Raw genomic sequence first — 24,923 nt, 5'->3', positions numbered from 1 at the left:
CAAAGGCCGCGGTCCGCGCTAAAGGGCCGTTTCATGACAATGATTACCACGACCGAGGCCCTCGAAGCGGCCTGCGACGCCCTCCTCCAGCACCCTTATGTCGCCGTTGACACGGAGTTCATGCGGGAAACGGTCTATTGGCCGCAGCTCTGCCTGATCCAGGCCGCAGCCGGCGAGACCGAGGTCATCATCGACCCGCTTGCCGAAGGTATCGACCTGGAACCCTTCTGGGAGTTGATGGCCGATGAGCGCATCATCAAGGTGTTCCACGCCGCCCGCCAGGATCTGGAAATCTTCTTCCACCAGGGCGGCGACAGCCTGATCCCGCATCCGATGTTCGACAGCCAGGTCGCCGCCATGGCACTCGGCCTCGGCGATTCCATCGCTTATGACGCGCTCGTTCGTACCCTGCTCAACAGGCCGATCGATAAAGGTCCGCGCTTCACCGACTGGTCACGCCGTCCGCTGTCCGACGCCCAGACCAAATACGCCATCGCCGACGTCACCCATCTGCGCGATCTCTACCCGATCATGGTCGAGCGGCTTGAGAAGAAAAAGCGCACCGAATGGCTGGCCGAAGAGATGAAGGTCCTGACCAGCCCGTCGACCTATCGCCTCGACCCGGAAGAAAGCTGGCGCCGGATGAAGCTGCGCAAGACGACCCCGAAATGGGTCGCCGCGCTGCGAGGTGCCGCTGCCTGGCGCGAGACCGAGGCGCAGACCCGCGACATGCCGCGCCAGCGCGTCATGAAGGACGATGCGCTCTACGAAATCGCCGGTGTCGCCCCGACCACGCCGGAACAGCTGACCGGCCTGCGCGCCGTGCCCAAGGGCTTTGAACGCTCCAGCGCCGCCCGCCGCCTGTTCGACAAGATGGCCGAAGCCCTCGCCGACCCGGAGGCCTATGCCCCGAAGGTCGAAAAGCCGGCCCCGCCGCCCCAGGGCCTCGGTCCGACGGTGGAATTGCTGAAAGTCTTCCTCAAACTGGTCGCCGACGAAAAGGGCGTCGCCCCGCGCCTGATCGCCACCATGCCCGACCTCGAAAAGATCGCCGCCGACGACAAGGCCGATGTCGAAGCCATGACCGGCTGGCGCCGCGAGGTGTTCGGCGAGCCGGCCCTCAAGCTCAAACGCGGCGAGATGGCGCTGGCACTGAAGGACGGCAAGGTCGTGATCGTCGAAACGAAGGGCTGAGGGCCGCCGGAGCGCGTCGCCTCACCCCTGGATTTGCGCGTTGTCATCCCGGACGAAAACCTGCGAAGGCAGGTTGCAGATCCGGGACCCATAAACGCGATTGCTGCCGGAACCGGGCGTATCGGTCCCGGATCTCCGCCCTGATCAAGTCAGGGCTCCGTCCGGGATGACAACCGCGGGACACCAGGATCAGGAATCCAGTCCGGCACCGGAAAAAGGTGCCCCCGCCTCACCGCGTCACAAAAGTCAGCGCCCGGCGCGGACGCAGTCATAAATCCCTTGTCAGCCAGCGGGCCGTATCCGGTTCTTCAGCTCAAGGGTGAAACCGCGCAGCGGCGGCGAGGCCGCCCTTGACCTGAAGAACCGGATACGGCGAACTCCCGGCAAGAGGTTTAAGGTGGGGTGTGTGCCGCTGGCGCGGGCCATTCAGTCCCCTCGAAAAACGACTGACCGTTTGGCCTCAGGTCACTAGAAGAGAGTGCGTATGGAGAATTTTGGACATCGAATAAAACCCGTCCTTTCGGAGTTCCCATTCGTTGAGATTTTGACGACCTATGACTGGATCTGCGCTTTAGACACCGTGTCGGTCCATGTTTTCGATTTTCAAGGTGACGATTTTGGCAATTGGCTCGATCGATTATCCGAACTTTTGGGGTTTGGTTGGACCTTGGGCCATCTTGACGCTGTCCTGGATATGCCGGTTCCACCTGCCTTTGACCCGACGAAAATCAATGTGCTCGTCCTGACGGGTGTCGAAGAGGCCTTTGGCCAAGATGCGGATACAGGAGTCGCACGGTTTGCGGCGCTCGTGTCAGCGTGCCGCTCCGTTTCTGATCAAGGCGTGCGGTGCAAGATCGCTATTCTGAGGCAAAATCGATCCAGGCCTATCCAGGCGTCTTGATCGTTGTGATCGGCAACTCGCCCTCACGCACCACGCTTAGCGGTTGACATAAACCACCTCCCCCGTCCGCCCCACCGCCGCGGCGAGGTTGTCGAGCAGGGAGACCGAGCGTTCGACATAGAGGTCGCGGACGCTTTCATCGACCTCCAGGCGGATGACATCGGCCTCGACGCTCAGCGCATAGCGGTCCAGCAGGGCCGGTGAACGGCCCGACAGCTTGGCGCCGAGACGCAGCGACAGGCCCAGCATCTGGGCCAGATTGTGCTGATCCTCGTCGATGAGGTGGAAGATCGCATTGTCTTCCAGCACGCTGCGCCGGCCGGCATAGCGATAATGGATCGCGGCGGCGAGGAAGACCCGCTCGGCATGGGTGACCCCGGCGAAGGGGGCGTAGAGCACGCTGTCACGGGCGAGATCGGCGCGATGGTCGGGATGGTGGCGGGCGCCGAGATCGGTCAGCCGGGTCGCCGCTTCGTGCAGGACCTGGTCGCGGGCATCGCCAAAGGCCGTTTCCAGCGCCGCAAAGGCCGGAACCAGCCAGCGCGCCAGGGCCCGGCCGAAATCCGGGGTCGGCGCATTGGGACGGGCCATCGCCTCGGCGCCGGCGATCAGCGGGTCTTGGGCCAGAAGCGCCGGCGGCAAGCCGGAGGCCAGCACGCCTTCGCGCACACCGAAAGCCGAGAAAACCAGGCGATCGAAACGGCCATGATGCATGATCCGGCGCAAGAGGAGCGCGGCATAGGGCAAAGTCGCGACACGCCGCGAGGACAGGCCCGGCGTGCCCCGCAGTGAGGCCGGGCTGAGCCGGGTCGCCAGCCGTGCCAACTCGTCGGCCTGGGAGGCCGTCAGCGCGAATTCGTGCACGACATTGAGCGGGTAGCCAAAACGGGCAAAGGCGAGCTGGCCGAGCGCGCGCCAGGCGCCGCCGACCGCATAGAAGGCACCGCCCTGCCCGGTCAGCTGACCTGAGGCGAGCAATTGCGCGTCGATCGCCTTGATGACGGCGGCCTCGTCCATCGGGCCGTCGCCGAGGATTTCCTGCGGGCCCAGCGCGGTGGTGATGCCGCGCCCGGGCAGACCGTCATTCATGGCCGTCAGTTCAAGGCTCGATCCGCCCAGATCCCCCATCATGCCGTTGGCATCAGGAATGCCAGCGCCGACACCCAAACCGGAAAGACGTGCCTCGTCCTCACCGGACAGGACGCGCACCCGCAGGCCGGTCCGCTCGGCGACCTCGGCAATGAAGGCGGACCCGTCAGTGGCATTGCGGACCGCAGCGGTCGCGACGACATGGCGATCGCTGACGCCCTTGGCGTCGAGCAGACGCTGGAAGCGTTTGAGCGCCCGCAGGGCAATGTCGCGGCCTTCCGGATGCAGCTTGCCGGTGTCATGCACGCCGCGACCAAGCCCGGCCATGACCTTCTCGTTGAAAATCGGCCAGAGCGAGCGCCCCTCGACCCGGAAATGCACCAGACGCACCGAATTGGAGCCGACATCAATCACCGCGATATCGCGGTGGATGGCCTGTTCGGCCATGAAGTCGGATGGCGTCAGCTGGCTGGTCAAATCCGGTCAGCCATTGGTGTCGGTAAGAACGGGCGGCTGGTCATTCTTGAGCGCATGACCGCGCCCGGACAGCGACGGGTTGGTCATGAAATAGGCATGCGCGCTGAAGGGCTTGTCGACATTGGCCGTATCGACCCGGCGATAGTCGCCCTCACCATCCATATACCAGGACTGGTCGGTGTCGTTGAGATTGGCGACCATGATCTGATCAAGCACCTGGCGATGCACGGTCGGGTTCTGGATCGGGCAGAGATGTTCGACCCGGCGGTCCAGATTGCGCGGCATCCAGTCGGCCGAGGAGATATACATTTTGGCCGCCGGCGACGGCATCGCCTTGCCATTGGCAAAACAGACGATGCGCGAATGTTCGAGAAAGCGCCCGACGATGGATTTCACGCGGATGTTTTCCGACAGGCCGGGAATGCCCGGTCGCAGGCAACAAATCCCGCGCACCACGAGTTCGACCCGGACACCCGCCTGGCTGGCGCGGTAGAGCGCGTCGATGATTTCCGGATGGACGAGCGAGTTGAGCTTGGCCCAGACCGCCGCCGGCAGGCCTTCGCCGGCATTGGCGATCTCCTGCTCGATATGGCCGATAATGGTTTCCTTCATGCCGATCGGCGACACCGCCAGGCGTTCCAGATTATCGGGACGGGCATAACCGGTGACATAGTTGAAGACGCGGCCGGCATCGCGGCCAAAGGCCGGGTCGGCGGTGAACAGCGACAGGTCGGTATAGATGCGGGCCGTGATCGGGTGATAATTGCCGGTCCCGAAATGGGCATAGGTGCGCAGGTCCGAGCCTTCGCGCCGCACCACCAGCGATATCTTGGCGTGGGTCTTGTACTCGATGAAACCGTAGACGACCTGCACGCCGGCACGCTCCAGGTCGCGAGCCCATTTCAGGTTGGCCTCTTCGTCAAAGCGCGCTTTCAGCTCGACCAGGGCGGTGACATTCTTGCCGCTCTCCGCGGCCTCGATCAGGGCGGCCACGATCGGGCTGTCCTTGGAGGTGCGGTATAGGGTCTGCTTGATCGCGATGACGTCCGGGTCGGCCGCCGCCTGACGCAGGAATTCGACCACCACATCAAAGCTCTCATAGGGATGGTGGACGATGATGTCCTTCTCCCGGATCGCCGAGAAACAATTGCCGCCATGATCGCGGATGCGCTCGGGATAGCGCGGCTCGTAAGGCGTGAATTTCAGGTCGCCGCGATCATCCGGGATCAATTGGCTGACCTGGGCCAGGCCCAAAAGCCCGTTGACCGGGACGATATCCTGCGGGCCGGCATGCAGGTGCTGGACGATGAGATCACGCAGGGCTGGCGACATGCCCTCGTCCAGTGTCAGCCGGACCACCACGCCGCGGCGGCGTTGCTTGAGCAGGTTTTCGAATTCCAGCATCAGGTCTTCGGATTCTTCCTCGACCTCGATATCGCTGTCACGGATGACGCGGAAACTGCCCTTGCCGACCACTTCATGGCCGGGAAAGAGCGTGTCGACGAACATGGTCAGCACGCTTTCCAATGTCATGTAGCGACGCGCCGGTCGACCGCCATCGCGCGCCGGTCGCGTCGGCAGCTCGACGAAGCGCTTGACGCCGCTGGGCAGCGGGATCAGCGCATTCATAAGCTTGCCCGTCCCTTTCTTGCGCAGCTGCAGCGCGACCGCGAAGCCGAGATTGGGGATGAAGGGGAAAGGATGCGCCGGGTCGATCGCCAGCGGCGTGATCACCGGCAAGGTGTGTTTGAGAAAATCACCCCGCAACCAGGCCTCATCGGTCTTGGACACCTGGCTCGGTTCCAGCACCTTGACGCCCGCCTTGCCGATCTCGGCATGCAGTTTGCGCCACAGGGCCTGTTGTTTGAGCATCAGCTCGCCGGCCAGCGCATGGATTTGTTCGAGTTGTTCGGCCGGGGTCAGCCCGTCGATACTGGTCGCGGTGACGCCATTATGGACCTGGGCCCGCAGACCGGCGACGCGGACCATGTAGAACTCGTCCAGATTGCTGGCAGAAATCGACAGGAAACGCAGGCGCTCAAACACCGGATGGTGCGGATTGGCCGCCTCGTCGAGCACACGCAGGTTGAAACGCACCCAGGACAGCTCCCGATTCACGAAGCGTTTGGGTGATTGCATCAGCGTTTCAATTTCCGCGAGGTCTCCCACAGGAGCATTCATGCCGCGTCTCCAGTCTCGGTCCAGCTGTCCAGGATTTCGCGCGCGATGGCGCGGGTAATCGGAGTCTTCTTGACGAGCGCCAGCTTGTCCATCCGTTCAGCAAGCAGGCGCACCGCCGCAACGGATCGCTCCATGCGCGGCAGGAGATAGTCTATCACGCCGGGACGCACCGGCGCGCCCCTGTCGGCCAATTGTTTTTGCATCATCCGGGTCAGCAATTCGTCATCGGCCTCGTGCAGATCGACATGGACCAGCGCCCGCAACCGCGACACCAGGTCCGGCAAGGTCGCGCGCCAGTGAGCCGGCCGGCTGCGTGCAGTCAGCAACAGGGCCTGGATCTCGCCTTCAGCAGCCCGGTTGAGGAGATGGAAGAGCGCGTCCTCGTCGACACCCTGATCGACACCCTCGACCACCAGCGCTGTCTGCGCCGCCAAGTCAGACAGGTGCGCTGCGAGATGCGCTGCCGGCAGGGTGATGGCGTGGTTTTGTGTCGCCCAGATCGACGCCAGATGCGACTTGCCCGCGCCCTCCGGCCCGACCAACGCCATGACATTGCGCGGCCAGTCTCCCGGTCGCTCCAGCACATCGCGCGCACCGGCATTCGACGGCCCCGAAATGAAGGCTGCCGCACTGAAATCCTCGCGCGCCGGAAGGTCCAGCGCCATTTGCGGTGTCACAGACATCTTCATCGCGCTCACGCTGATCAGCGGGCCGACAATACCACCCAGCCCAATCCGGGATGTTCTTCCAGCGTCGCGCCGCGCTCGGCAAGTTCGGAGACCAGCTGGGCGAAATCGCCGCGATAGTCGACATTCATGCGGGCACCGTCACGCGACAGGGCATCGAGCTGGGCCCCTTCGACCAGAGAGGCCCTGCTCAGCGCGGTCTGCAGCCGACGCCATTCATCCAAGCCGCCATAGAGCACAGTCACGCGCAGTGATGTGGTCTCGAAATCGCGCACCACGGACCGGCGTTTCCAGTCATCCTCGCGATCAGTCACGAAAGCCTGCGCCGCATCGCGCCAGCCGCCATAGACAATTTGCGGCCCCCAGGTGTCAGTCGACATCACCCCGGCGGCGTCAAAGCTGACCAGGTAGCCGCCAAAGCGGCGGATACCGTCGCGTTCGCCGGCGCGCAATACGGCGATCCGGTTGAAACCATACATCAGGGCTGTATTGCGCAGCGCATCCTCGTCAAGCTGCAGGGCTTGGCGCGCGGTAATCGGCAACGCCGTCGACAGGCTGGTCTGCGGCGGCAAGGAGATCGGCGTCAGGGAATGACTGAAATCCTGCTCGCTCCACGCGGCGCGCCAGGGATTAGCCTCCCACAGGGCAAAGCCGGTTTCGGTCTCCATCACCGGCAGGACCAGCATCGGGCGCGACTGCGATTCCACATAAGGCACGCCATAAGCGCGCATCACCCGGCCCACAGCGCGGGGATCAAAGCTGACATCCAGCTGGGCGAGATAACGGGTCGCACTGCGCTGCTCGTTGGAGATTTCCAGGCCGGCAATCATCTCGGCAATGATCGCCTCGTCGAGGGTGAGCCCGGAGACCATTTCACCGGTCTCGGACAGGTGCGCGTCGAGCTCGAGGCTTGTACCAGCACGGTCCTCAGCCAGTGTCAGGCGCTCGATCAGGCGCCGGGCCGCGGCCAGCTGACCTTGGCGCATCGCCGCCGTCTGGGCCTCCAGGGCATTGCTGGCAGTCGCGTCGATTGCGACGCCCTTGATGGTGTAGGGGTCGTCCGCCCGGGCCGCCGGCAGGCAGGCGAGGCTGAGACAAAGCGCAGCTAGAATGAAACGCACGGCGGCGACTCCTGTAACTTGGACATCGGGCGCACTATAACCACACGCTGCCGGGCGTGAAGCCCGTGGCTTGCCTCCGGGGCGTGTTTCGACATACACCGCGCCTGATTTTACAGAGTTGAGGAAACGGATGTCCGGAACCGGAAACGATGATCGCCCGAACGGGCTGACCTATGCCGACAGTGGTGTCTCGATCGACGCCGGCGACGCGTTGGTCGACCGTATCAAGCCCTTGGCCGCCATGACACGCCGTGCCGGAGCGGCTGCCGACCTGGGCGGCTTCGGCGGAGCCTTTGACTTGAAAGCGGCCGGTTACACGGATCCGATCCTGATTTCCGGCACGGACGGAGTCGGCACCAAGCTCAAACTCGCCATCGCCACCGGCAAGGTCGATACGGTCGGGATCGACCTGGTCGCCATGTGTGTGAATGACGTCCTCGCCCAGGGCGCCGAACCGCTCTTCTTCCTCGACTATCTGGCCTGTTCCAAGCTTGACCCGGCGCGCGGCGAAGCCATCGTCTCGGGCATTGCCGCCGGCTGCAAGGACAGCGGCTGCGCCCTGATCGGCGGCGAAACGGCGGAAATGCCGGGCATGTATGAGGGCGATGATTTCGATCTCGCCGGCTTTGTGGTCGGCGCCGCCGAACGCGGCCGTCTCCTGCCCGACCACGACAAGATGGCTGCCGGCGATGTGCTGATCGGCCTCGCCTCCTCCGGCGTCCACTCGAACGGGTTTTCGCTGGTCCGCAAAGTGGTCGAGCTGTCGGGCCTGGACTGGTCTGACGAAGCGCCCTTCGCACCGGGCCAGACACTCGGCGAGGCCTTCCTCGCCCCGACCCGGCTCTACGTGAAGTCCTGCCTGCCCTTGATCAAGTCCGGCCTCCTGACCGGTCTCGCCCATATCACCGGTGGCGGCCTGGTCGAAAATCCGCCGCGCATGACGCCCGACTCGCTAGTCCCGGTCATCGATTACAGTGCCTGGACCTTGCCGCCGGTCTTCCAGTGGCTGGCCGAAACCGGCGGTATTTCCGCCCGTGAAATGCACCGCACCTTCAATTGCGGCATCGGCATGCTGCTCGCGGTGGCGCCGGACAAGGTGGATGCGGCGATGGAAGCGCTTGCACTGACCGGCGAGACCGCCATGATCATCGGCGAACTCCAAGCGGCCTGACGCGAGAGACACACAGATGGCGAAGACAAAGATCGCCGTGCTCATCTCCGGGCGCGGCTCCAACATGCAGGCCCTGATCGAAGCGGCACGGGACGACGACTTTCCGGCCGAAATCGTGCTGGTCGCCTCAAACAATCCCGACGCAGCCGGTCTCGAGATCGCCCGCGTCGCTGGCATTGAGACCGAAGTCGTCAATCATCGCGAGTTTGACGACCGGGAGGCCTTCGAGGAGGCGCTCGACTCGACGATCAAACTCTATGGCGCGCGCATCGTCTGCCTGGCCGGTTTCATGCGCATCCTGACGCCCTGGTTCACCGAGCGCTGGCGCGACCTGTTGATCAATATCCACCCGTCATTGCTGCCAGCCTTCAAGGGGCTGCACACGCATGAGCGGGCGCTGGAAGCCGGTGTCCGCATTCATGGCTGCACCGTCCATTATGTGCGCCCGGAGATGGATGACGGCCCGATCATCGGCCAGGCCGCTGTCCCCGTCCTGCATGGCGATACCGCCGAGACGCTGGGTGAGCGCGTGCTGCATGCCGAGCATGCCCTCTACGCCCAATGCGTCGCCCTCGCCTGCTCCGGCAAGGCGCGTGTGGCCGGTGAGCGGGTCCGCCTGCAGGTCCGTGAATTCGGTGCCGAACTGCTGATGAACCCGCACGACTGACGGGCGGTCGCACAAGGCTCAACCGGTCGACATCAAGGCCTGTCTGGCGAGCCGCTTCATCTCTTCGATATAGCGCGCCTGCGGCCAGTCGCAGCCCTCTACCAGGCTTTCCCAATTGCGGACCGATAACAGGGTCCACAACAGATCAGTCGCCGTAGCGTCATCCGGGTCATCACGCAGAATTCCGTCTGTCTTCAAGGCAGAGACCGCGGCCATGCAGCCTTCGCGAAGGGCTGACATCCGGTCATCCCAGGCCAGTTTCGCTGCCTCATCGCCGGGCGCCATGTCCAGCAAGGCACGACAGACCGGATGCACGACCGGGATGTAATTGCCCCAGGCTTCAATGAAAGCGTCCAGCCTTTCCAGGCCTGACGTCGCGGCGCGACTGGCGGCCAGGCGGGCATCGATATCGCTCTCGGCATCAACAAATCGGGTCACCGCGATCAACAGCTCGGCGCGGGTGCTGAAATGCAGATACACGGCCTGGCGGCTGACGCCGGACGCCCTGGCGATATCGCTCATGCGGGTCTTCGCACCCTGCCCCTGCTCGAGCAGGGTCCAGCACGCCCGCAAGATCCGCTCGCGGGTCGGCACTCCATCATCCGGCATGGCCCTGGCCTTTCCATTTACCCCCGCATCGACGCGGCCCGGCGCAGGATTGATCGCACTTGACACGACGTCAAGTCGGTGGCACTTGACACCCTGTAAAGTTTACATCGTGTCAAGTGAAAGGAAATCGCCATGACCGCCCTCGACCAATCTGCCGACACCCTCGTGCTCGGCGCCACCGGCAAGACCGGCCGCCTCATCGTCAATGCGCTGCAATCGCGTAATATCCCTGTCCGCTCCGGTTCCCGCGACGCCGAACGCCCGTTCAGCTGGCAGGACCGTGATGGCTGGGACCATGCCCTGCAGGGCGTACGCTCGGTCTACATCGCCTATGCGCCGGATCTCGCCGTGCCCGGCGCCCCGGCCGACATCGCCGTCTTCACCGACCGCGCCCGCAAAGCCGGCGTGGAGCAACTCGTGCTGCTGTCCGGGCGCGGTGAGCCCGAAGCGGAAGCCAGCGAGACCATCATCCGCCAGAGCGGGCTGCGCTGGACGGTGATCCGCTCAAGCTGGTTCTTCCAGAATTTCGACCAAGGTGCCTTCCAGCCCATGGTCGCGGCCGGTGAACTCGCCCTGCCGGTCGGACAGACCGCCGAACCCTTCATCGATATCCGCGACATTGCCGATATCGCGGTCGCGGCTCTGACCGGCACGGAACATGACGGCCAGCTCTATGAAGTGACCGGTCGGCAATTGCTGAGCTTTGCCGATATTGCGGCCCTGATCACCGAGAGGACCGGCCGCCCCGTCCGCCATGTCGACATTCCGCACCAGGCCTTCATCGACGGCGCCCGCGCCGCCGGCCTGCCACAGGATCATGTCTGGTTGCTCGACTACCTGTTCACAACGGTGCTGGACGGTCGCAATGCCCGGGTCATGGACGGTGTCGAACGGGCCCTGGGCCGGCCGCCGCGCAGCTTTGCCGACTATGCCGCCTCGGTTCCGGCCAGTGCCTGGGCCGCCACACCCGCCGCCGGGCTGGCATCATGATCGCCCTGACGCTGTCGGCCCAGCTGTTGGGTCTTGGTGCCGGCCTCATCGCCGGCATCTTCCTCGCCTTCTCCGACTTCGTCATGCCCGGTCTCGATGAGGCCGGGCCGGGCGGTGGCGGCGATGCCATGCGCGGCCTCAACCGGACCGTCTACAAGTCAATTTTCCTGCTGCTGTTGAAAGCCCTGGTGCCGCTCGCTTTGGTCCTGGCCCTGGCCGCCTTCCTGTTCGGACGACCGGGCATGGCGATCTGGCTGGGTCTGGGCATGGCCAGCCATGTCGGGCCGGTCCTGCTGGTCACCGGCCTGCGCAATATACCGATGAACAACCGCTTGCAGTCACTGGCCGGTGACGCGGACGGTACGTCCGCCTACTGGCCGCAATATGTCGCGCGCTGGACCGGCTGGAACCATGTCCGCACGGCCGGAGCCGTCCTCACCTGTGCCTGCTTCCTGCTCGCCGCCATCGCATGACCGGGCAAGCTCACTTGCGATCAGACCCGCAAGCACGGCAATAAGGAGGTGTGCTTGCGGAGTCTGTCATGTTGATTGCCCAGACCATCCTGATCGACGAGGCCGAGATCGAGGAGCGTTTTATCCGCGCCTCCGGTCCCGGTGGCCAGCATGTCAACAAGACCGAGAGCGCCGTGCAACTGCGCTTCGACCTCGCCGCCAACACCACCCTGCCCGACGCCGCCAAGCGTCGGCTAGTCCGGCTGGCCGGCTCGCGCATGACCAAGGATGGCGGCTTGGTCCTGAAAGCCGACAGTCACCGCGAGCGCGAGCGCAACCGCACCGACGCCCGCGACCGCCTGCGCAATCTGATCGAGCAAGCGCTGATCGCCCCGAAACCGCGCAAGAAGGCGCGGCCATCCCTGGCCTCGATCAAACGGGTGAAGGCGGCCAAGGCGCAGAAATCCCAGACCAAGTCGATGCGGCGCAAGCCCGGGTCGGAGGACTAGGCTACTCTGGCTGCGGGAAAACCGGCGGCGAGGCCACGCTCGCGCCGAGATGGACATAACGGTGATAAGTATCGGCCTCGACCCCGCGAACCCCGGCCTCGATCGCATCTTCCATTGACATGACACGGTGTTCGCCCAAATCGACATAGGCGGGTGAGGCATGAGGGCCGCATTCGACCGTTTCCATCGTGGCACCGCGACAAGTCCAGGCCTCCCCGCCGATAGTGCCCAGTCGCACAGTGTAGACTTCGTCCGGCTCGGCCAGCGAGCCGATGGTTTCCAGCGATCTCTCGCCGAACACCATTGGTGCTCTGCGCGCATGCACGTTTCCAACAAGCACAAGGATCACGTCGGCGCTCCCGACAAGGCTTCGCGCGCGTCTCAGCATCGCATGATCACGCCGCTGCGGCATTTCGGCCAGGTCCGCGTCATCGACCGCGTGATAATCGACGGCAACAATATCAATGGCCGCCCCGGCAGCCCTGCGGAGCCTTACCGTATCGATCAGGGCCAGCATTGCCTCGCTCGACCGGCCGTCGCGCATCCGTCCATTCCAAAAGAGCGACCCTGTGCTCAGCGCCCGCACCGCCGACTCTCCACCGTCTGAAGCCAGGTAAGCATCCAGCCGGTCCTGCTCGCTGGAGGAAATTTCCAAGGCAAGGATTGTTCGCCCGCCGCGCACGACACCGAGGCACAGTAGGCTGGCCACAAATTCCGGTGCCTGCACCGTGCCGTGCATCTCGCCCAGCAGGATCGGTCGTCCCGCAGCCTCGTCGAGCAGTGTTTCGGCGCCGGCTATCGTATCGCACCCATTGCCGGTCTGCCCCTCATCTTGAGCTTGCACAAGCAAGCTCAGCCCCAACATCGCGCCCAAGATCATGGCATCCCCCAGATTGCACAATCATCAGGATGCAATTAAATCGGGCCGCAATGAGGCAGTCGGCGAACGCGCCATTTGCGGCGAGCGCCGTTACGCCCGGAAAGCTGCCAGGGCGTGCCGGCAGGTCAGGCTGATCCGCTCTGACAGGACAGATCAGCCCGCCGTCACCACCACCGCATCGATCTCCGCCAAGTAGCGCTGAATATCCGCCTCCGGCAGGAAAGCGCCGCGGAAGGAATTCCTCGCCAGTTCGATGATCTCGTCGGCGGTCAGGTCAATGGCGGCGGCGGTGCGGATGTAGTTGTCGTTCACATAGCCGCCGAAATAGGCCGGGTCGTCGGAATTGACCGTGGCCCGCAGGCCCAGTGCCAGCATACGCTTCAAGGGGTGGTCCTCGAGACGTTTGATACCGCACAGGCGCAAATTGGACAGCGGACAGACGGTCAGCGTCATCTGCTCGCGGCCGAGACGGGCGACCAGCGTGCCGTCTTCCAAGGCGCGATTGCCGTGGTCGAGGCGGTCGACCTTCAACAGGTCCAAGGCTTCATGAATGTATTCTGGCGGCCCCTCCTCGCCGGCATGGGCGACGCGCAGGAGGCCCAGCGCACCGGCGGCCTCGAAGACGCGCTGGAATTTTGACGGCGGGTGACCGAGCTCGGAACTGTCCAGACCGACACCGTCGATCCGGTCGAGATGGGGTTTGGCCATTTCCAGCGTCTCAAAAGCCGCCTCTTCGGAGAGGTGTCGCAGGAAGCACAGGATGAGCTTTGAGGTGATGCCGAGCTCCGACTGCGCCCTGTCCAGCGCACGGGTGATACCGTCAATCACCGTGGCGAAGGCGATGCCGCGATCGGTATGGCCCTGCGGATCGAAGAAGATCTCGACATGGCGGACATTCTCGGCGTGAACGCGCTGGAGATAGGCCCAGGTCAGATCGAAAAAGTCGGCCTCGGTGATCAGCACATTCATGCCGACATAATAGACGTCGAGAAAGTCCTGCAGATTGGAGAAATCATAGGCGGCGCGGATTTCCTCAACCGAGTTGAAGGGGATTTCAATCCCGTTGCGCCGTGCCAGCTCGAACATCAATTCCGGCTCGAGCGAGCCTTCTATGTGCAAATGGAGCTCGGCCTTGGGCAGGGCTTGGACGAGACGGGCGATATCGGTCATGGCAGCTCTCCGGCGCTTTGGGGAGTGCCATGGTCTGCTGCGTGCCCCGCTTGTGCAAGGTGCAGCCTGCGAGCCGTCAGGCCGCGAGGATGAGCCCGATGGTCGCGAGCAGGATGGCGGCTATCGCATAGTTGAGCCAGCGTGCCGATACGCCATCGGCCAGGAACCGCTTCAACCCGCCGCCAACGAAAATCCACATCAGTCCGCACGGCGCGCCGAACAGGATGAAGGTGATGATGAATATCCCGAGCCGTTCGACCGGCGTGTCGGCCAGGGCGACATAGGCACCGGCAGTCGAGACTGCCATCAGGATGGCCTTCGGGTTGATCGTCTGGAACAGCGCCGCTTCCCAGGACCGAAAGGGTCGCGAGCGGTCCGCCTTTGCGGGGGCGGCCCGGCTGCCGGCCCGGCCAATCTCCCAACCGGCTTGGGCAAAGGTCAATGCCATCCAGGCCAGCCACAAGGCCCCGCCGATGCGGACCAGATCCAGCATCACCGGAAAACGCTCGATCAACTCACCCAGTCCGAACACCGAGGCGGCGAGCAAAAGGTTGAAACCGATATTGACTCCCAACCAGTGTGGCAAGGTCGCGCGGATACCAAACAGGGCGCTGGACGACATCATCATGAGATTGTTGGGACCGGGCGTGACCGACATGATGACGACGAAGGTCACCAGGCTCGCAAGCAGTGCCATATCCATGTCGCGCGACCTTCTCTCACCAGCCGGTACCGCACCAGCCGGGCGGAGTTAGGAGCCCCGTTTGCGGCATGCAATACGGTCCGCACAAAAAAGAAAGGCCCGGCAGAATACCGGGCCTTTTTTGTCTGATTTTGCGGCTCGGATTAGCCGACGATTTCGTCGTCCGAGAAGAAGAAGGGAATTTCTTCCGCTGCGGTTTCCGGGGCGTCGGAACCGTGCACCGAGTTGGCTTCGATTGACTCGGCGAAATCCTTGCGGATCGTGCCGGCATCAGCCTGCTCCGGGTTCGTCGCGCCCATCACGGTGCGATACTTGGCGATGGCGTCTTCGCCTTCCAGGACCTGGACCACGACCGGGCCGGAGATCATGAAGGTGACGAGGTCGTTGAAGAAGGGACGCTCCTTGTGGACGCCGTAAAAACCTTCAGCCTGCTCGCGCGACAGACGGATGCGCTTCTGGGCGATGATGCGCAGGCCGGCTTCCTCGATTTTGGCATTGATGGCGCCGGTCAGGTTACGGGCAGTCGCGTCGGGCTTGATGATAGAGAAGGTGCGTTGGGTCGCCATGGGAGGAGTCCTTGAGACTGAAACTGTGATTGTCCGGGCACACACCCGGCCTGTGGATTCGCGCGGCTTATAGCGGGCCACCGACCGCTTGAAAAGCGGCAGAGTGTTATCCGGTCACGGTCGGTTCGACAGGCTTGCGCCAGGCGATGACAAGATAGGCCCCGGCAAGCAGATAAAGCGCAGACACGAGCACGAAGACCCACCCCGTATTCGCGATCGCGTGCGGGGAGCTGATCGGAGCGACGACAAGCAGGCCGGCCAGACCGAGCCGGAACACCCCGTAAATCACAAGGCATAGCCCCCAGACACGCACGGCCACACGTCCGGCACCACGGCCGGCCAGATGAGCCGCGAACAGGGCGAGTGCGACGGCGAGGATGAAGACCAATGGAAGGTGAGACCCAATCAGGGCGTAGATGACGGCGCGCACCGCGAAGGCGGCCAGGGTCAGAGCCAAAACGCCAACAGGTAGCGACAACCTCATGACACCTCCCCTCGGATCAGGCCCAGCAAGACACCGAGCATGAGGCGCGTATTACGGGCCAGATAGGTGTGATTGAGCGTGTCGGCGGTGTCAGTTGACCGATGCCGGTGCGGCGAGGAATCGCGCAGGCGGAAGGCTTCGCCGAGGCAGATGGCATCAATGCCGCGATCACGAAAGGAGACATGATCGCTGGAGTCATACGTGACCCGGGTGATGGGGACATCCATCTGCCGCGCCGCCCGTTCATAGCGCGGGTACCAGCTGTCCGGGGCATCAATCTCGATTGCCCGGTCGCCATCACTGTCCCAGCCTGCCATGTCGATGGAGTGCATGGAATGAATGTCTTCGCCGGCATTGACCAACTGACGCGCAAAAGCCGCACTGCCGATCTTGCCCTCCTCTTCCTGGTCAAAGAAAACGAGGATCACGGTATAGTCTCGCCTTGGCTCTGCGGCGATCGCCTCGGCGATACCAAGCATGGCCGCAACGCCGCTGGCATTGTCGTCGGCCCCCGGACTGCCGGCTTCGCTGTCATAGTGGGCACCAAGGATGACGACCGGAGCATCATTGCGTGTGGCAGGGATCGTCGCGGTCACATTGACCCCGCTGAACGGCGGCATGATCAGATCCAGCAGCGGGTGGATGTTGGGTGCGCGATAAGGCTTCCGCTCAGCCGTCAGACCTCGGCGCCCGAGCTCCGCCATCAGAAAATCGGCAGCGGCGGCACGCTCACGGATTGAGCTGCGGGCCGGCTCGGTCGCGGCCTGGAAACGAACAATGAAGTCGCGCTGCGAGTCGACCAGCGCCTCTTGCGCCCCCGTCGGTCCGGCCGCACACAACACGACCACCAGACACACCACAAAGCGCAGGAACATCGCGACCTCCCCCTCCTGAGCGAGGCTGGGCGGCCAATAAGGCAAGAGTAAGACCCGCTTGCGCCGCCGACGGCCACGCGCTAACCGCCTTCTCCCATGTTGCACATCAATGACCTCACCTATCGCATTGAAGGGCGGATGCTCTTTGATCAGGCGACGCTCTTCCTGCCGGCCAAGACCAAGATGGGTCTGGTGGGTCGCAACGGCACGGGCAAATCAACCCTGTTCCGCCTGATCCGCGGTGAGGCCGCCACCGAGGGCGGTGAGGCGCGCGTCCAGAAAGGTGCGCGTGTCGGTTCGGTGGCCCAGGAAGCGCCGGGCGGGGATGACAGCCTGATCGATGTGGTGATGGCCGCCGATACCGAACGTGCCGCCCTGCTGGCCGAAGCGGAAACCGCGACCGAACCCAATCGCATCGCCGAGATCCAGACCCGGCTGGCCGATATCGACAGCCACACCGCCGAAGCCCGCGCCGGCTCCATCCTCGCCGGGCTGGGCTTTACCGGCGAGGAACAGCGGCGTCCCTGCCGCGAATTCTCCGGCGGCTGGCGCATGCGGGTGGCCCTGGCCGCGACCCTGTTTGCCCGGCCTGACCTCCTCCTGCTCGACGAGCCGACCAATTATCTCGACCTGGAAGGCGTGATGTGGCTGCAAAGCTATCTCAAGACCTTCCCCGGCGCCGCCCTGGTGATCTCGCACGACCGCGACCTCCTGAACGGCGCGATGCAGAAGATCGCCCACCTCAAGAACGGCAAGCTGACCGTCTGGGATGGCGGCTATGATGATTTTGAAAAGGCGCTGGCCGAGCGACAGCGCCTGCAGATGAAAATGGTCGAAAAGCAGGAGGCCGAACGGCGCCATCTGCAATCCTTTGTCGACCGCTTCAAGGCCAAGGCGTCCAAGGCCAAACAGGCCCAGTCGCGGGTCAAGCGGCTGGAGAAAATGCAGATCGTGGCGACCCAGGTGGAAGACCCGGTGGCGCCCTTCAACTTTCCCAGCCCGCAGCGCCGCATGGCGCCGCCGATCGTGCGCATGGTCAATCTCCAGGCCGGTTATGCGCCGGGCAAGCCGGTCCTGCGCGACGTCAATCTCAATATCGACACCGAGGACCGGATCGGCATTCTCGGCCGCAATGGCGCCGGCAAGTCGACCATGGCGAAACTCCTGTGCGACCGGCTGGTCCCTCTCGAGGGGCATTTGCGCAAGCACAAGAAGATGCAGATCGCCTATTTCGCCCAGCACCAGATCGACAGCCTGTCACCGGACATGTCGGCCTATCAGCACATTATCGAGCTGATGCCCGACGCCACCGAGGCCCAGCGCCGGGCCCGACTGGCGACTTTCGGCCTGCCCGGTGACCGCCAGGAAACCCCGGCCGACACGCTGTCCGGCGGCGAGAAGGCGCGGCTCCTGTTCAACCTGATCACCTTTGAAGGCCCGCACCTCCTCATCCTCGACGAACCGACCAACCATCTCGACATGGACAGCCGCGCCGCCCTGATCCAGGCGATCAATGAGTATGAGGGCGCCGTCGTCCTGATCTCGCACGACCGGCATCTGATCGAGAGCTGTGTCGACCGGCTCTGGGTGGTCGGCGATGGCACGGTCAAACCCTATGACGAGGATATCGAGACCTATCGCCAGTCCCTGCTCGGCCGCGCACCCAAGGATGGGCCGAAAAAGAAGACTGCCGCCACCGACGAAAAAAGCATCGCCCGCCGCTCCGCCGCCGACCAGCGCAAGGCGCTCAAACCCCTGCGCGACGAGATCGCCCGCTGGGACAAGGAAGCCGACCGCCTGCGCGGCATTATCGACGTCATCGACAAAGCCCTCGCCGCCCCCGGCCTCTACCAGAAAGACCCCAAGACAGCCACCGACCTCCAGATCAAGCGCGCCAAGGCGGTGGAGCTGCTGGATGCGGCGGAGCTGAGCTGGCTGGAAGCGGAAGAGAAGCTGGAAGCGGCGCAGGCGGGGTAGATTGACCACCACCGGCGAACACGCGAACTTGGGTGCCATGCAGCTCAGGATCGTGGGGACGGATGAGCACGGACGACCAGGCGAAAGAGGACGAACGGGCGGCTGAGAAAGCGGCGCGCGAGGCGGCGTGGTGGGCGCACTGGCGCGAGCAGGATTTCAGTTGGGACGGACTGGCGGCGCTGCGTCCCGGCGGGGAGCCAAAGCACCCATGGCTTGGCTGGTCGGCCTCCCCCGACGGCCGTTGCATCGAGACTGTCAAAGCCCCAAAGGGTTCGCGTCCAGCGACACAACAGGACTATCTGCGTTGGGACAGCGCGACAGGTCGGCTGCGAACGGACGAGGATTTGGGTGGCCTGCTGGTCAAAGACAAAGGCCAGGCTGTCTTCCATATCCTGCACCTGCCGCCCACCCATTCGGATGGAACACCGAGCTTCAAAGCCGATTTGAAGGCGAAGGACTGGCAGACGCTGGAAGCCGAAGTCGACCGGCTGATCCAATTGGGCGGCGAAACAGACGCGGCGGTCGGCAAGGCTGAATTCAAGGGGGCCGACAATCGCACCCAGCTGTCCGGCGCCATCCTGTGCCGCTTCCCCCGCCCGCCCACCCCCGAAGACAAAAATTCAGAGCCCGCAATGCTCCACCTTGCCGCCAATTTCTCGGCCTGGCTGGACAATGTGGATGCGTCCACGCTCGAATTCGGGTCTTCGCTCTGGATGCACGCTGCGGCTTTCCTTGGTGACGCCAATTTCAGGAACGCGCAATTTTCCGGCGGAGACGCTGACTTCTATCATGCGCAATTCTCCGGCGGAGACGCTTACTTCTCAGAAGCGCAATTCTCCGGCGGAGACGCTGACTTCTATCATGCGCAATTCTCCGGCGGAGACGCTTACTTCTCAGAAGCGCAATTCTCCGGCGGAGACGCTTCCTTCACTGAAGCGCAATTCTCCGGCGGGGGCGCTGGCTTCAGAGAAGCGCAATTCTCCGGCGGAGACGCTTACTTCTATCAAGCGCAATTCTCCGGCGGAAACGCTGACTTCAATCAAGCGCAATTCTCCGGCGGAGACGCTTACTTCTCAGAAGCGCAATTCTCCGGCGGAGATGCTTACTTCTATCATGCGCAATTCTCCGGCGGAGACGCTTACTTCTCAGAAGCGCAATTCTCCGGCGGAGACGCTTCCTTCAATCAAGCGCAATTCTCCGGCGGGGGCGCTGGCTTCAGAGAGGCGCAATTCTCCGGCGGAGACGCTTACTTCAGGCAAGCGCAATTCTCCGGGGGAGACGCGAACTTCTTGAACGCGCAATTTTCCGGCGGAAACGCTTACTTCACTGAAGCGCAATTCTCCGGCGGAGACGCGAACTTCTATCAAGCGCAATTCTCCGGCGGAAACGCGAACTTCTATCATGCGCAATTCTCCGGCGGAAACGCTGACTTCAATCAAGCGCAATTCTCCGGCGGAGACGCTTACTTCTCAGAAGCGCAATTCTCCGGCGGAGACGCTTCCTTCAATCAAGCGCAATTCTCCGGCGGGGGCGCTGGCTTCAGAGAGGCGCAATTCTCCGGCGGAGACGCTTACTTCAGGCAAGCGCAATTCTCCGGGGGAGACGCGAACTTCTTGAACGCGCAATTTTCCGGCGGAAACGCTTACTTCACTGAAGCGCAATTCTCCGGCGGAGACGCGAACTTCTATCAAGCGCAATTCTCCGGCGGAAACGCGAACTTCTATCATGCGCAATTCTCCGGCGGAAACGCTGACTTCTGGGGCACAATATTTGGCCTTCAACGCCTCCTGCCCGGCGATCTGGGGCTGCCTCGCGAGACGGCATTCTGGATTCACGGGTCTCGTGATGCCAGGTTCGACCAAGCCGAATTCACTCACGGTGCCACCTTTCTCGCCGCACGATTTCTCGGCGAAGCCAGTTTCCGCAGTGCACGGTTTGCCCAGTCCTGCGAATTCGGGCGGGCGGACCAGCACAGGTCCGGCAGCGAGGTTCGCCCCGGTGCCGCGTTCCAACACCGTCTCAGCCTGCGCGGCGCCAGTTTCAACGGCCTGGCCGATTTTTCCCGCGTGCGTTTTCCGCAGCGCGCCGAGGATCGCAACAGCGCCTTTGAAGGCGCGCGCTTTTTCGAACCGCTCGACTTCAAGGGTGTCGCCACCCTGCCTTTCTCCGCCTTTCACGGCATCCGGCTGGACCAGGGCATATTGCTCGACAGTGACCATCCCGATTCCGGGCAATTCGAGGCCGCGCTGAAGGCGGCTGAGGCGGCCGCTGGCCGCGACGACGCATTTGATCCCGGTGAAGATTCCGACCCAGACTTTGAACGCCGTGGCCGCGACAAGCGCTTCGCGGCGCTGGAGGCGGGTTGCCGGGCGCTCAAGACGGCGATGGCGGAGGAGAATGACCGGGCGCGGGAACAGGTTTTCTACACATTCGAGCTGCGCGCTCGCGAGCATCGTTTTGACCGCTCGGCAGAGCCGGACAAGCAGGGGCCGCTCACCCTGGCCGGTTACCGTTTCTCACGGGCATACGGCATCATCACCAATTACGGCACCTCGATCTCCCGTCCGCTGATCTGGCTTGGCAAGCTGACTCTCGGCTTTGCGGCGCTCAACCTGCTGGTCCTCGCAATTGCGTTGTTCGCCGGCAGTGTGGCGGCCGAGAATTGGGTCTGGTGGGCGCCGGACGCCCCCATCCATCCCAGCCTGACCGATACGCTTGGCCTAGCCTTCAAGAATGCCCTCGGTCCCTTGCGCGTCCTCGCCGGAAATGGTGCCGCCTTCGACCATCTCGGCGACCGAGCGCCCATCTTCACCGGGCTGATGCTGGTCTCGACCCTGATCCAGGGCCTGGCTTCATCGGCGCTGATCTTCCTGTCCCTGCTGGCACTTCGGCGACAATTCCAGATCAATTAAGCCTCTCTCAACGCAAATTCGTCCCGTTAAGAAACCATTCGCACTTCCGCTCATATAATATGAGCATCGAAGCAATTGGTGGATGGATCAATGGGATCCGTAGGCGCGTGGCCGGGCGTCATCGACCGACAGGATGCCCGCCCGGCGACACACAAACTGGCTGATCTGGCCGATGCCGGGCCCTCAAAGCCCGGCAGTTTTCTCGCCTGTTCGCCGCGCCGGAACGGAGGCGGATCATGAAGATCGAGAACACGCCGCCGCCGCGTCCGACACTTTCCCGCAAGACCGGTTCGCCGACCGCGCCCAGACCCGCCGCCTCACGTCATGACAACAGTTTTCACAGCCCGGACGATATCCGCGTCGATATCGTCATGGCCGCCGATCCGGACTCGCATGACGGTCCCGATTATCCGGGTGAGGCTGATGACAGCCTGATGGATCGCGAAACGGCCATCGAGACCGCGCACACGGTCAGCGCCTGGCTGGCCAGTCATGCGCTGTCGCTGACCAGCCATCACGCCGCGCGCCTGCAGCACCTGTTTGCGGGCTGAGCGCCCGGTTCAGCCGCAGGCCAGGCTTTCCACGATATCATATTCGTCGACCCGCACCGTCAGGCGATCGGGGCGGTAATCCATCGTCACCACCGAATTGGGTCCGACGACGCGGTAGTTTTCCGGCATGGCGCTGGCGGGCACAGTCACGCGCGGTCGTCCGACGAAATGCTGGAGATTTTCCATGCCGCACGTGCCGGTGATCGGGGCGCGGACCTCGCCACCATCGACATCCTCGGTCGAACCGAGCGACGGCAGGGCGTCAAGTTGTCGTTCGTCCGTCGAGGTCGCGCCGCCGGTCGTGAGTCCGCAGCCAGCCAGCAGGCAGGACAGGATGATCACATGCGCTTTCATGGGAAATACTCGCTCAACCACACCAGGGCCGCAGGATGACACCGGCCTCGTCGAGGTCAAGATTGAGCCGTTCGCGGCGATAATCGCGGGTAATCGGCATGCCGGGATGGATGACGCGGATATTGCCGTGCAGCGTCTCCAGATCGACCTCCGCGATCGGCTGACCGACGAGATAGCCCATGGCATTGGCACCGCAGCTGGCAAGCGGATCAGCGCTGTTGTCGCCACTGCCATCCCCGTCAAAATCAGGCGTCGGCATGACGGTCTCGCCGCCATCGATCGGATGGCCGCCCGTGGAACAGGCCGCGACCGACAGCCCGGCCAGCGCAATCAGCAAATAACGTGTCATGCCTTCTTCTCCCATCGGCCTTCCGGCGATTGCCGCCAGTAGGACACTGTACAGTCCTGCCCCGAGGCTTTCTTCCACAGCGCGCGCGCATCTTGCACCGCCATCTCGTCCTGCCCGTCAAACATGACGATCATGCGGTCAAAGGATGACGGTTTTTCGGGTTCGGCCCCATCCAGCAGGAAGAGGCATTGTGCCCCGTTCGGATTGGCTTCGTCCTCGGCAATGAGAACCGGCTGGCGCTCCGGTGATCCGGCCTCGACCTGGCCATGCGGCAGGAAGCTGTCCTCGCGCCAGGTCCACAACAGCTGGTCAATCGCCTCGCGGCGCTTGGCATCGGGTGAGCGCACCAGCGCCCGCCAGCCGCGCGCCAGGGTCTTTTCCAGCAGCTCGGGCAGGACCTCGTCCAGCGAGGAGCGTTCCAGATGGTAGAACCAGAGATCGCCGCTCATCGTCCCCTCCGACAGCCGATATGAAAAGGGCGGCCGCGCGGGCCGCCCTGATCAGCGATGGGCCTAGCCCTCGTAATTGTCACGCACGAAGCGGTCGAGAATGCGCACACCCCAGCCCGTGCCCCAGCTCGGCTGGCGCGGATCATCCTTGGCGCTCATCCCGCCCATGGCAGTGCCGGCGATGTCGATATGACACCACGGCTTGTCATTGACGAAGCATTTGAGGAATTCCGCCGCCGAGATCGAGCCGGCGAGACGGCCCTCACCGACATTCTTGATGTCGGCATTCTTGGTCTCGATATGCTTTTCATAATCCGGGCCGAGCGGCAGGCGCCAGACCGGCTCGTCCGAGGCATCACCGGCCGAGGACAGCTGGGCCGCGATCTCGTCGGAGTTGGAGAAAATACCGGCGCGGGTATTGCCGAGACCGATCAGGATGGCACCGGTCAGCGTCGCCAGGTCGATGATCAGCTTGGGATCAAAACGGTCCTGCGCGTACCAGAGCACATCGGCCAGAACGAGGCGGCCTTCGGCGTCGGTATTGAGGATCTCGATCGTGGTGCCGGACATCGCCGTGACGATGTCGCCGGGACGCTGGGCATTGCCGTCGGGCATGTTTTCCACCAGGCCGACAATACCGATCGCGTTGACATTGGCCTTGCGACCGGCGAGCGCGCGCATCAGGCCGACCACGGCGGCCGAACCGCCCATATCCCCGCGCATCTCGTCCATGCCGGCACCCGGCTTCAGCGAGATGCCGCCACTGTCAAAGGTCAGGCCCTTGCCGACGAAGAGGAGCGGCTTTTCGCCCGCCTTGCCGCCATTCCACTTCATGATGGCGATCTTGCTTTCGAATTCCGAAGCCTGGCCGACACCCAGAAGCGCGCCCATGCCGAGTTCGGTCATCTGGACCTCGTCGAGGATCTCGATCTCGAGGCCGTGCTCGGCCATGCCTTCGATTTTCTTGGCATAGGTTTCCGGGTTCAGGATGTTCGGCGGCAGGTTGGTGACTTCGCGGGCCAGGTCGACACCGTCAGCCACGGCGCCCCAGCCAGCCCAGGCCGCCTTGGCACCATCAACGTCAGAGACAGCAATGGTCAGCTCGACGAGAGAGGGTTTCTGCTCGTCCTTCAGCTTGGTGCGGAACTGGTCATAGCGGTAGGACGCCAGACGGGCACCGAGGCCGGCGCGAGCGGCGCCATCGCCATCCGTCTCACCGTCAAACTGGATCGACAGCGTCGTCTCGCCACTGATCAGCAGCTTGGCGACAACAGCGGCCGCTGCCTTTTCCAGCGTCGATGCGGTGCGCTTGTCCTTGGCACCGAGGCCGAACAGGACGACGCGGCTGGCCTCACTGCCCGACGGGGCCATGATTTCCAGCGTCTGGGCCGGCTTGCCGGTGAAGCGGGAGGCGGCGATGGCGCGCTTGATGGCACCACCGGATGCGGTGTCGAGCGCGGCAGCGGCCGGCGACAGCGTGGCGTCCTCGTAAACCGGAACGGCGATCGCGCCGGCAGCGTTCGGAGCGGCAGCGAATTCGATTTTCATGGTATTCCCTCTCATCCAGTCGCATGGGGTGACTATTCTGTGCGCAAGGGTGTGCACC

Annotated in this window: 25 protein-coding genes; 10 read left to right on the top strand and 15 right to left on the bottom strand. The window is 63.6% G+C overall.

Annotated elements, in window-relative coordinates:
• Positions 1 to 33 precede the first annotated feature (33 nt).
• Both rnd and AWH62_RS06560 read left to right on the top strand, forming a co-directional pair.
• A complete protein-coding gene (gene rnd / locus AWH62_RS06565) occupies positions 34 to 1,194 on the top strand; it encodes a ribonuclease D (protein ID WP_075189683.1) in 1,161 nt (386 codons plus the stop codon).
• A 484-nt stretch (positions 1,195 to 1,678) separates the two neighbouring features.
• A complete protein-coding gene (locus AWH62_RS06560) occupies positions 1,679 to 2,095 on the top strand; it encodes a hypothetical protein (RefSeq protein WP_075189682.1) in 417 nt (138 codons plus the stop codon).
• 36 nt (positions 2,096 to 2,131) lie between these two features.
• On the opposite strand, the gene AWH62_RS06555 is transcribed toward AWH62_RS06560, so the two are convergent.
• Genes AWH62_RS06555 through AWH62_RS06540 form a run of 4 tightly spaced genes read right to left on the bottom strand, consistent with a single transcriptional unit; the run spans position 2,132 to position 7,649 of the window.
• Positions 2,132 to 3,661: a Ppx/GppA family phosphatase gene (locus tag AWH62_RS06555; protein ID WP_158025581.1), complete on the bottom strand. Its 1,530-nt coding sequence runs from the start codon at positions 3,659 to 3,661 to the stop codon at positions 2,132 to 2,134.
• A gap of 6 nt (positions 3,662 to 3,667) precedes the next feature.
• Positions 3,668 to 5,842: an RNA degradosome polyphosphate kinase gene (locus tag AWH62_RS06550; protein WP_075189680.1), complete on the bottom strand. Its 2,175-nt coding sequence runs from the start codon at positions 5,840 to 5,842 to the stop codon at positions 3,668 to 3,670.
• Positions 5,839 to 6,531 carry a DnaA ATPase domain-containing protein gene (locus AWH62_RS06545; RefSeq protein ID WP_083635050.1) on the bottom strand — a complete coding sequence of 231 codons (693 nt, stop codon included), beginning with the start codon at positions 6,529 to 6,531 and terminating at the stop codon, positions 5,839 to 5,841. Before AWH62_RS06545 ends, AWH62_RS06550 begins: the two co-directional genes overlap by 4 nt.
• Before the next feature lie 14 nt (positions 6,532 to 6,545).
• Complete coding sequence (locus tag AWH62_RS06540; protein ID WP_075189678.1) at positions 6,546 to 7,649, bottom strand: DUF2066 domain-containing protein; 1,104 nt, start codon at positions 7,647 to 7,649, stop codon at positions 6,546 to 6,548.
• 130 nt (positions 7,650 to 7,779) lie between these two features.
• Here AWH62_RS06540 and purM point away from each other — a divergent pair, with 130 nt between their 5' ends.
• On the top strand, positions 7,780 to 8,820 hold the full coding sequence (gene purM / locus AWH62_RS06535) for a phosphoribosylformylglycinamidine cyclo-ligase (RefSeq protein ID WP_075189677.1): 1,041 nt from the start codon (positions 7,780 to 7,782) through the stop codon (positions 8,818 to 8,820).
• A gap of 16 nt (positions 8,821 to 8,836) precedes the next feature.
• Positions 8,837 to 9,487 (top strand): phosphoribosylglycinamide formyltransferase, encoded by a 651-nt coding sequence (gene purN, locus AWH62_RS06530; RefSeq protein ID WP_075189676.1) that lies wholly within the window; start codon positions 8,837 to 8,839, stop codon positions 9,485 to 9,487.
• Positions 9,488 to 9,505: 18 nt separating this feature from the next.
• On the opposite strand, the gene AWH62_RS06525 is transcribed toward purN, so the two are convergent.
• The gene (locus tag AWH62_RS06525; protein WP_075189675.1) at positions 9,506 to 10,096 is read right to left on the bottom strand and encodes a TetR/AcrR family transcriptional regulator; all 591 of its coding nucleotides are present in this window, start codon (positions 10,094 to 10,096) and stop codon (positions 9,506 to 9,508) included.
• Between the two features lie 132 nt (positions 10,097 to 10,228).
• Here AWH62_RS06525 and AWH62_RS06520 point away from each other — a divergent pair, with 132 nt between their 5' ends.
• The 3 genes from AWH62_RS06520 (at position 10,229) to arfB (ending at position 12,047) form a co-directional block, all read left to right on the top strand.
• The gene (locus AWH62_RS06520) at positions 10,229 to 11,086 is read left to right on the top strand and encodes an NAD(P)H-binding protein (RefSeq protein ID WP_075189674.1); all 858 of its coding nucleotides are present in this window, start codon (positions 10,229 to 10,231) and stop codon (positions 11,084 to 11,086) included.
• The gene (locus AWH62_RS06515) at positions 11,083 to 11,559 is read left to right on the top strand and encodes a DUF1772 domain-containing protein (protein WP_075189673.1); all 477 of its coding nucleotides are present in this window, start codon (positions 11,083 to 11,085) and stop codon (positions 11,557 to 11,559) included. Before AWH62_RS06520 ends, AWH62_RS06515 begins: the two co-directional genes overlap by 4 nt.
• Before the next feature lie 68 nt (positions 11,560 to 11,627).
• Positions 11,628 to 12,047 (top strand): alternative ribosome rescue aminoacyl-tRNA hydrolase ArfB, encoded by a 420-nt coding sequence (gene arfB / locus AWH62_RS06510; RefSeq protein ID WP_075189921.1) that lies wholly within the window; start codon positions 11,628 to 11,630, stop codon positions 12,045 to 12,047.
• Between the two features lies 1 nt (position 12,048).
• On the opposite strand, the gene AWH62_RS06505 is transcribed toward arfB, so the two are convergent.
• From AWH62_RS06505 to AWH62_RS06480, 6 genes are all read right to left on the bottom strand, one after another.
• Positions 12,049 to 12,927, bottom strand: a complete 879-nt coding sequence (locus AWH62_RS06505) for a hypothetical protein (RefSeq protein ID WP_075189672.1) — start codon at positions 12,925 to 12,927, stop codon at positions 12,049 to 12,051.
• 153 nt (positions 12,928 to 13,080) lie between these two features.
• Positions 13,081 to 14,097, bottom strand: coding sequence for an adenosine deaminase (locus AWH62_RS06500; RefSeq protein ID WP_075189671.1), 1,017 nt, complete (start codon positions 14,095 to 14,097; stop codon positions 13,081 to 13,083).
• A 76-nt stretch (positions 14,098 to 14,173) separates the two neighbouring features.
• Positions 14,174 to 14,800 carry a LysE family translocator gene (locus AWH62_RS06495; RefSeq protein WP_083635049.1) on the bottom strand — a complete coding sequence of 209 codons (627 nt, stop codon included), beginning with the start codon at positions 14,798 to 14,800 and terminating at the stop codon, positions 14,174 to 14,176.
• A 143-nt stretch (positions 14,801 to 14,943) separates the two neighbouring features.
• Positions 14,944 to 15,366 carry a nucleoside-diphosphate kinase gene (gene ndk / locus AWH62_RS06490; RefSeq protein ID WP_075189669.1) on the bottom strand — a complete coding sequence of 141 codons (423 nt, stop codon included), beginning with the start codon at positions 15,364 to 15,366 and terminating at the stop codon, positions 14,944 to 14,946.
• A 106-nt stretch (positions 15,367 to 15,472) separates the two neighbouring features.
• A complete protein-coding gene (locus tag AWH62_RS06485; protein WP_143742962.1) occupies positions 15,473 to 15,850 on the bottom strand; it encodes a hypothetical protein in 378 nt (125 codons plus the stop codon).
• Complete coding sequence (locus AWH62_RS06480; protein WP_075189667.1) at positions 15,847 to 16,725, bottom strand: M28 family metallopeptidase; 879 nt, start codon at positions 16,723 to 16,725, stop codon at positions 15,847 to 15,849. The genes AWH62_RS06485 and AWH62_RS06480 overlap by 4 nt, the downstream gene beginning before the upstream one ends.
• Positions 16,726 to 16,821: 96 nt before the next feature.
• Here AWH62_RS06480 and AWH62_RS06475 point away from each other — a divergent pair, with 96 nt between their 5' ends.
• The 3 genes from AWH62_RS06475 (at position 16,822) to AWH62_RS06465 (ending at position 22,165) form a co-directional block, all read left to right on the top strand.
• Positions 16,822 to 18,702 carry an ABC-F family ATP-binding cassette domain-containing protein gene (locus tag AWH62_RS06475; protein ID WP_075189666.1) on the top strand — a complete coding sequence of 627 codons (1,881 nt, stop codon included), beginning with the start codon at positions 16,822 to 16,824 and terminating at the stop codon, positions 18,700 to 18,702.
• Between the two features lie 62 nt (positions 18,703 to 18,764).
• Complete coding sequence (locus tag AWH62_RS06470) at positions 18,765 to 21,614, top strand: pentapeptide repeat-containing protein (protein ID WP_075189665.1); 2,850 nt, start codon at positions 18,765 to 18,767, stop codon at positions 21,612 to 21,614.
• Positions 21,615 to 21,850: 236 nt separating this feature from the next.
• Positions 21,851 to 22,165, top strand: coding sequence for a hypothetical protein (locus AWH62_RS06465; RefSeq protein WP_075189664.1), 315 nt, complete (start codon positions 21,851 to 21,853; stop codon positions 22,163 to 22,165).
• A 9-nt stretch (positions 22,166 to 22,174) separates the two neighbouring features.
• On the opposite strand, the gene AWH62_RS06460 is transcribed toward AWH62_RS06465, so the two are convergent.
• The 4 genes from AWH62_RS06460 to AWH62_RS06445 all read right to left on the bottom strand — a co-directional run bounded on the left by AWH62_RS06460 (position 22,175) and on the right by AWH62_RS06445 (position 24,865).
• Entirely contained in the window at positions 22,175 to 22,519 is a 345-nt protein-coding gene (locus tag AWH62_RS06460) for an I78 family peptidase inhibitor (RefSeq protein ID WP_075189663.1), read from the bottom strand.
• A gap of 13 nt (positions 22,520 to 22,532) precedes the next feature.
• Positions 22,533 to 22,868, bottom strand: coding sequence for an I78 family peptidase inhibitor (locus AWH62_RS06455; RefSeq protein ID WP_075189662.1), 336 nt, complete (start codon positions 22,866 to 22,868; stop codon positions 22,533 to 22,535).
• Positions 22,865 to 23,317: a DNA polymerase III subunit chi gene (locus tag AWH62_RS06450; protein ID WP_075189661.1), complete on the bottom strand. Its 453-nt coding sequence runs from the start codon at positions 23,315 to 23,317 to the stop codon at positions 22,865 to 22,867. Before AWH62_RS06450 ends, AWH62_RS06455 begins: the two co-directional genes overlap by 4 nt.
• Positions 23,318 to 23,380: 63 nt before the next feature.
• Positions 23,381 to 24,865 carry a leucyl aminopeptidase gene (locus AWH62_RS06445; protein WP_075189660.1) on the bottom strand — a complete coding sequence of 495 codons (1,485 nt, stop codon included), beginning with the start codon at positions 24,863 to 24,865 and terminating at the stop codon, positions 23,381 to 23,383.
• Positions 24,866 to 24,923: the final 58 nt, after the last annotated feature.

Origin of the sequence: Maricaulis sp. W15 (genome assembly GCF_001924955.1) — a bacterium.
GTDB lineage: Bacteria > Pseudomonadota > Alphaproteobacteria > Caulobacterales > Maricaulaceae > Maricaulis > Maricaulis maris.
This window is presented reverse-complemented; position numbering and strand designations above follow the sequence as displayed.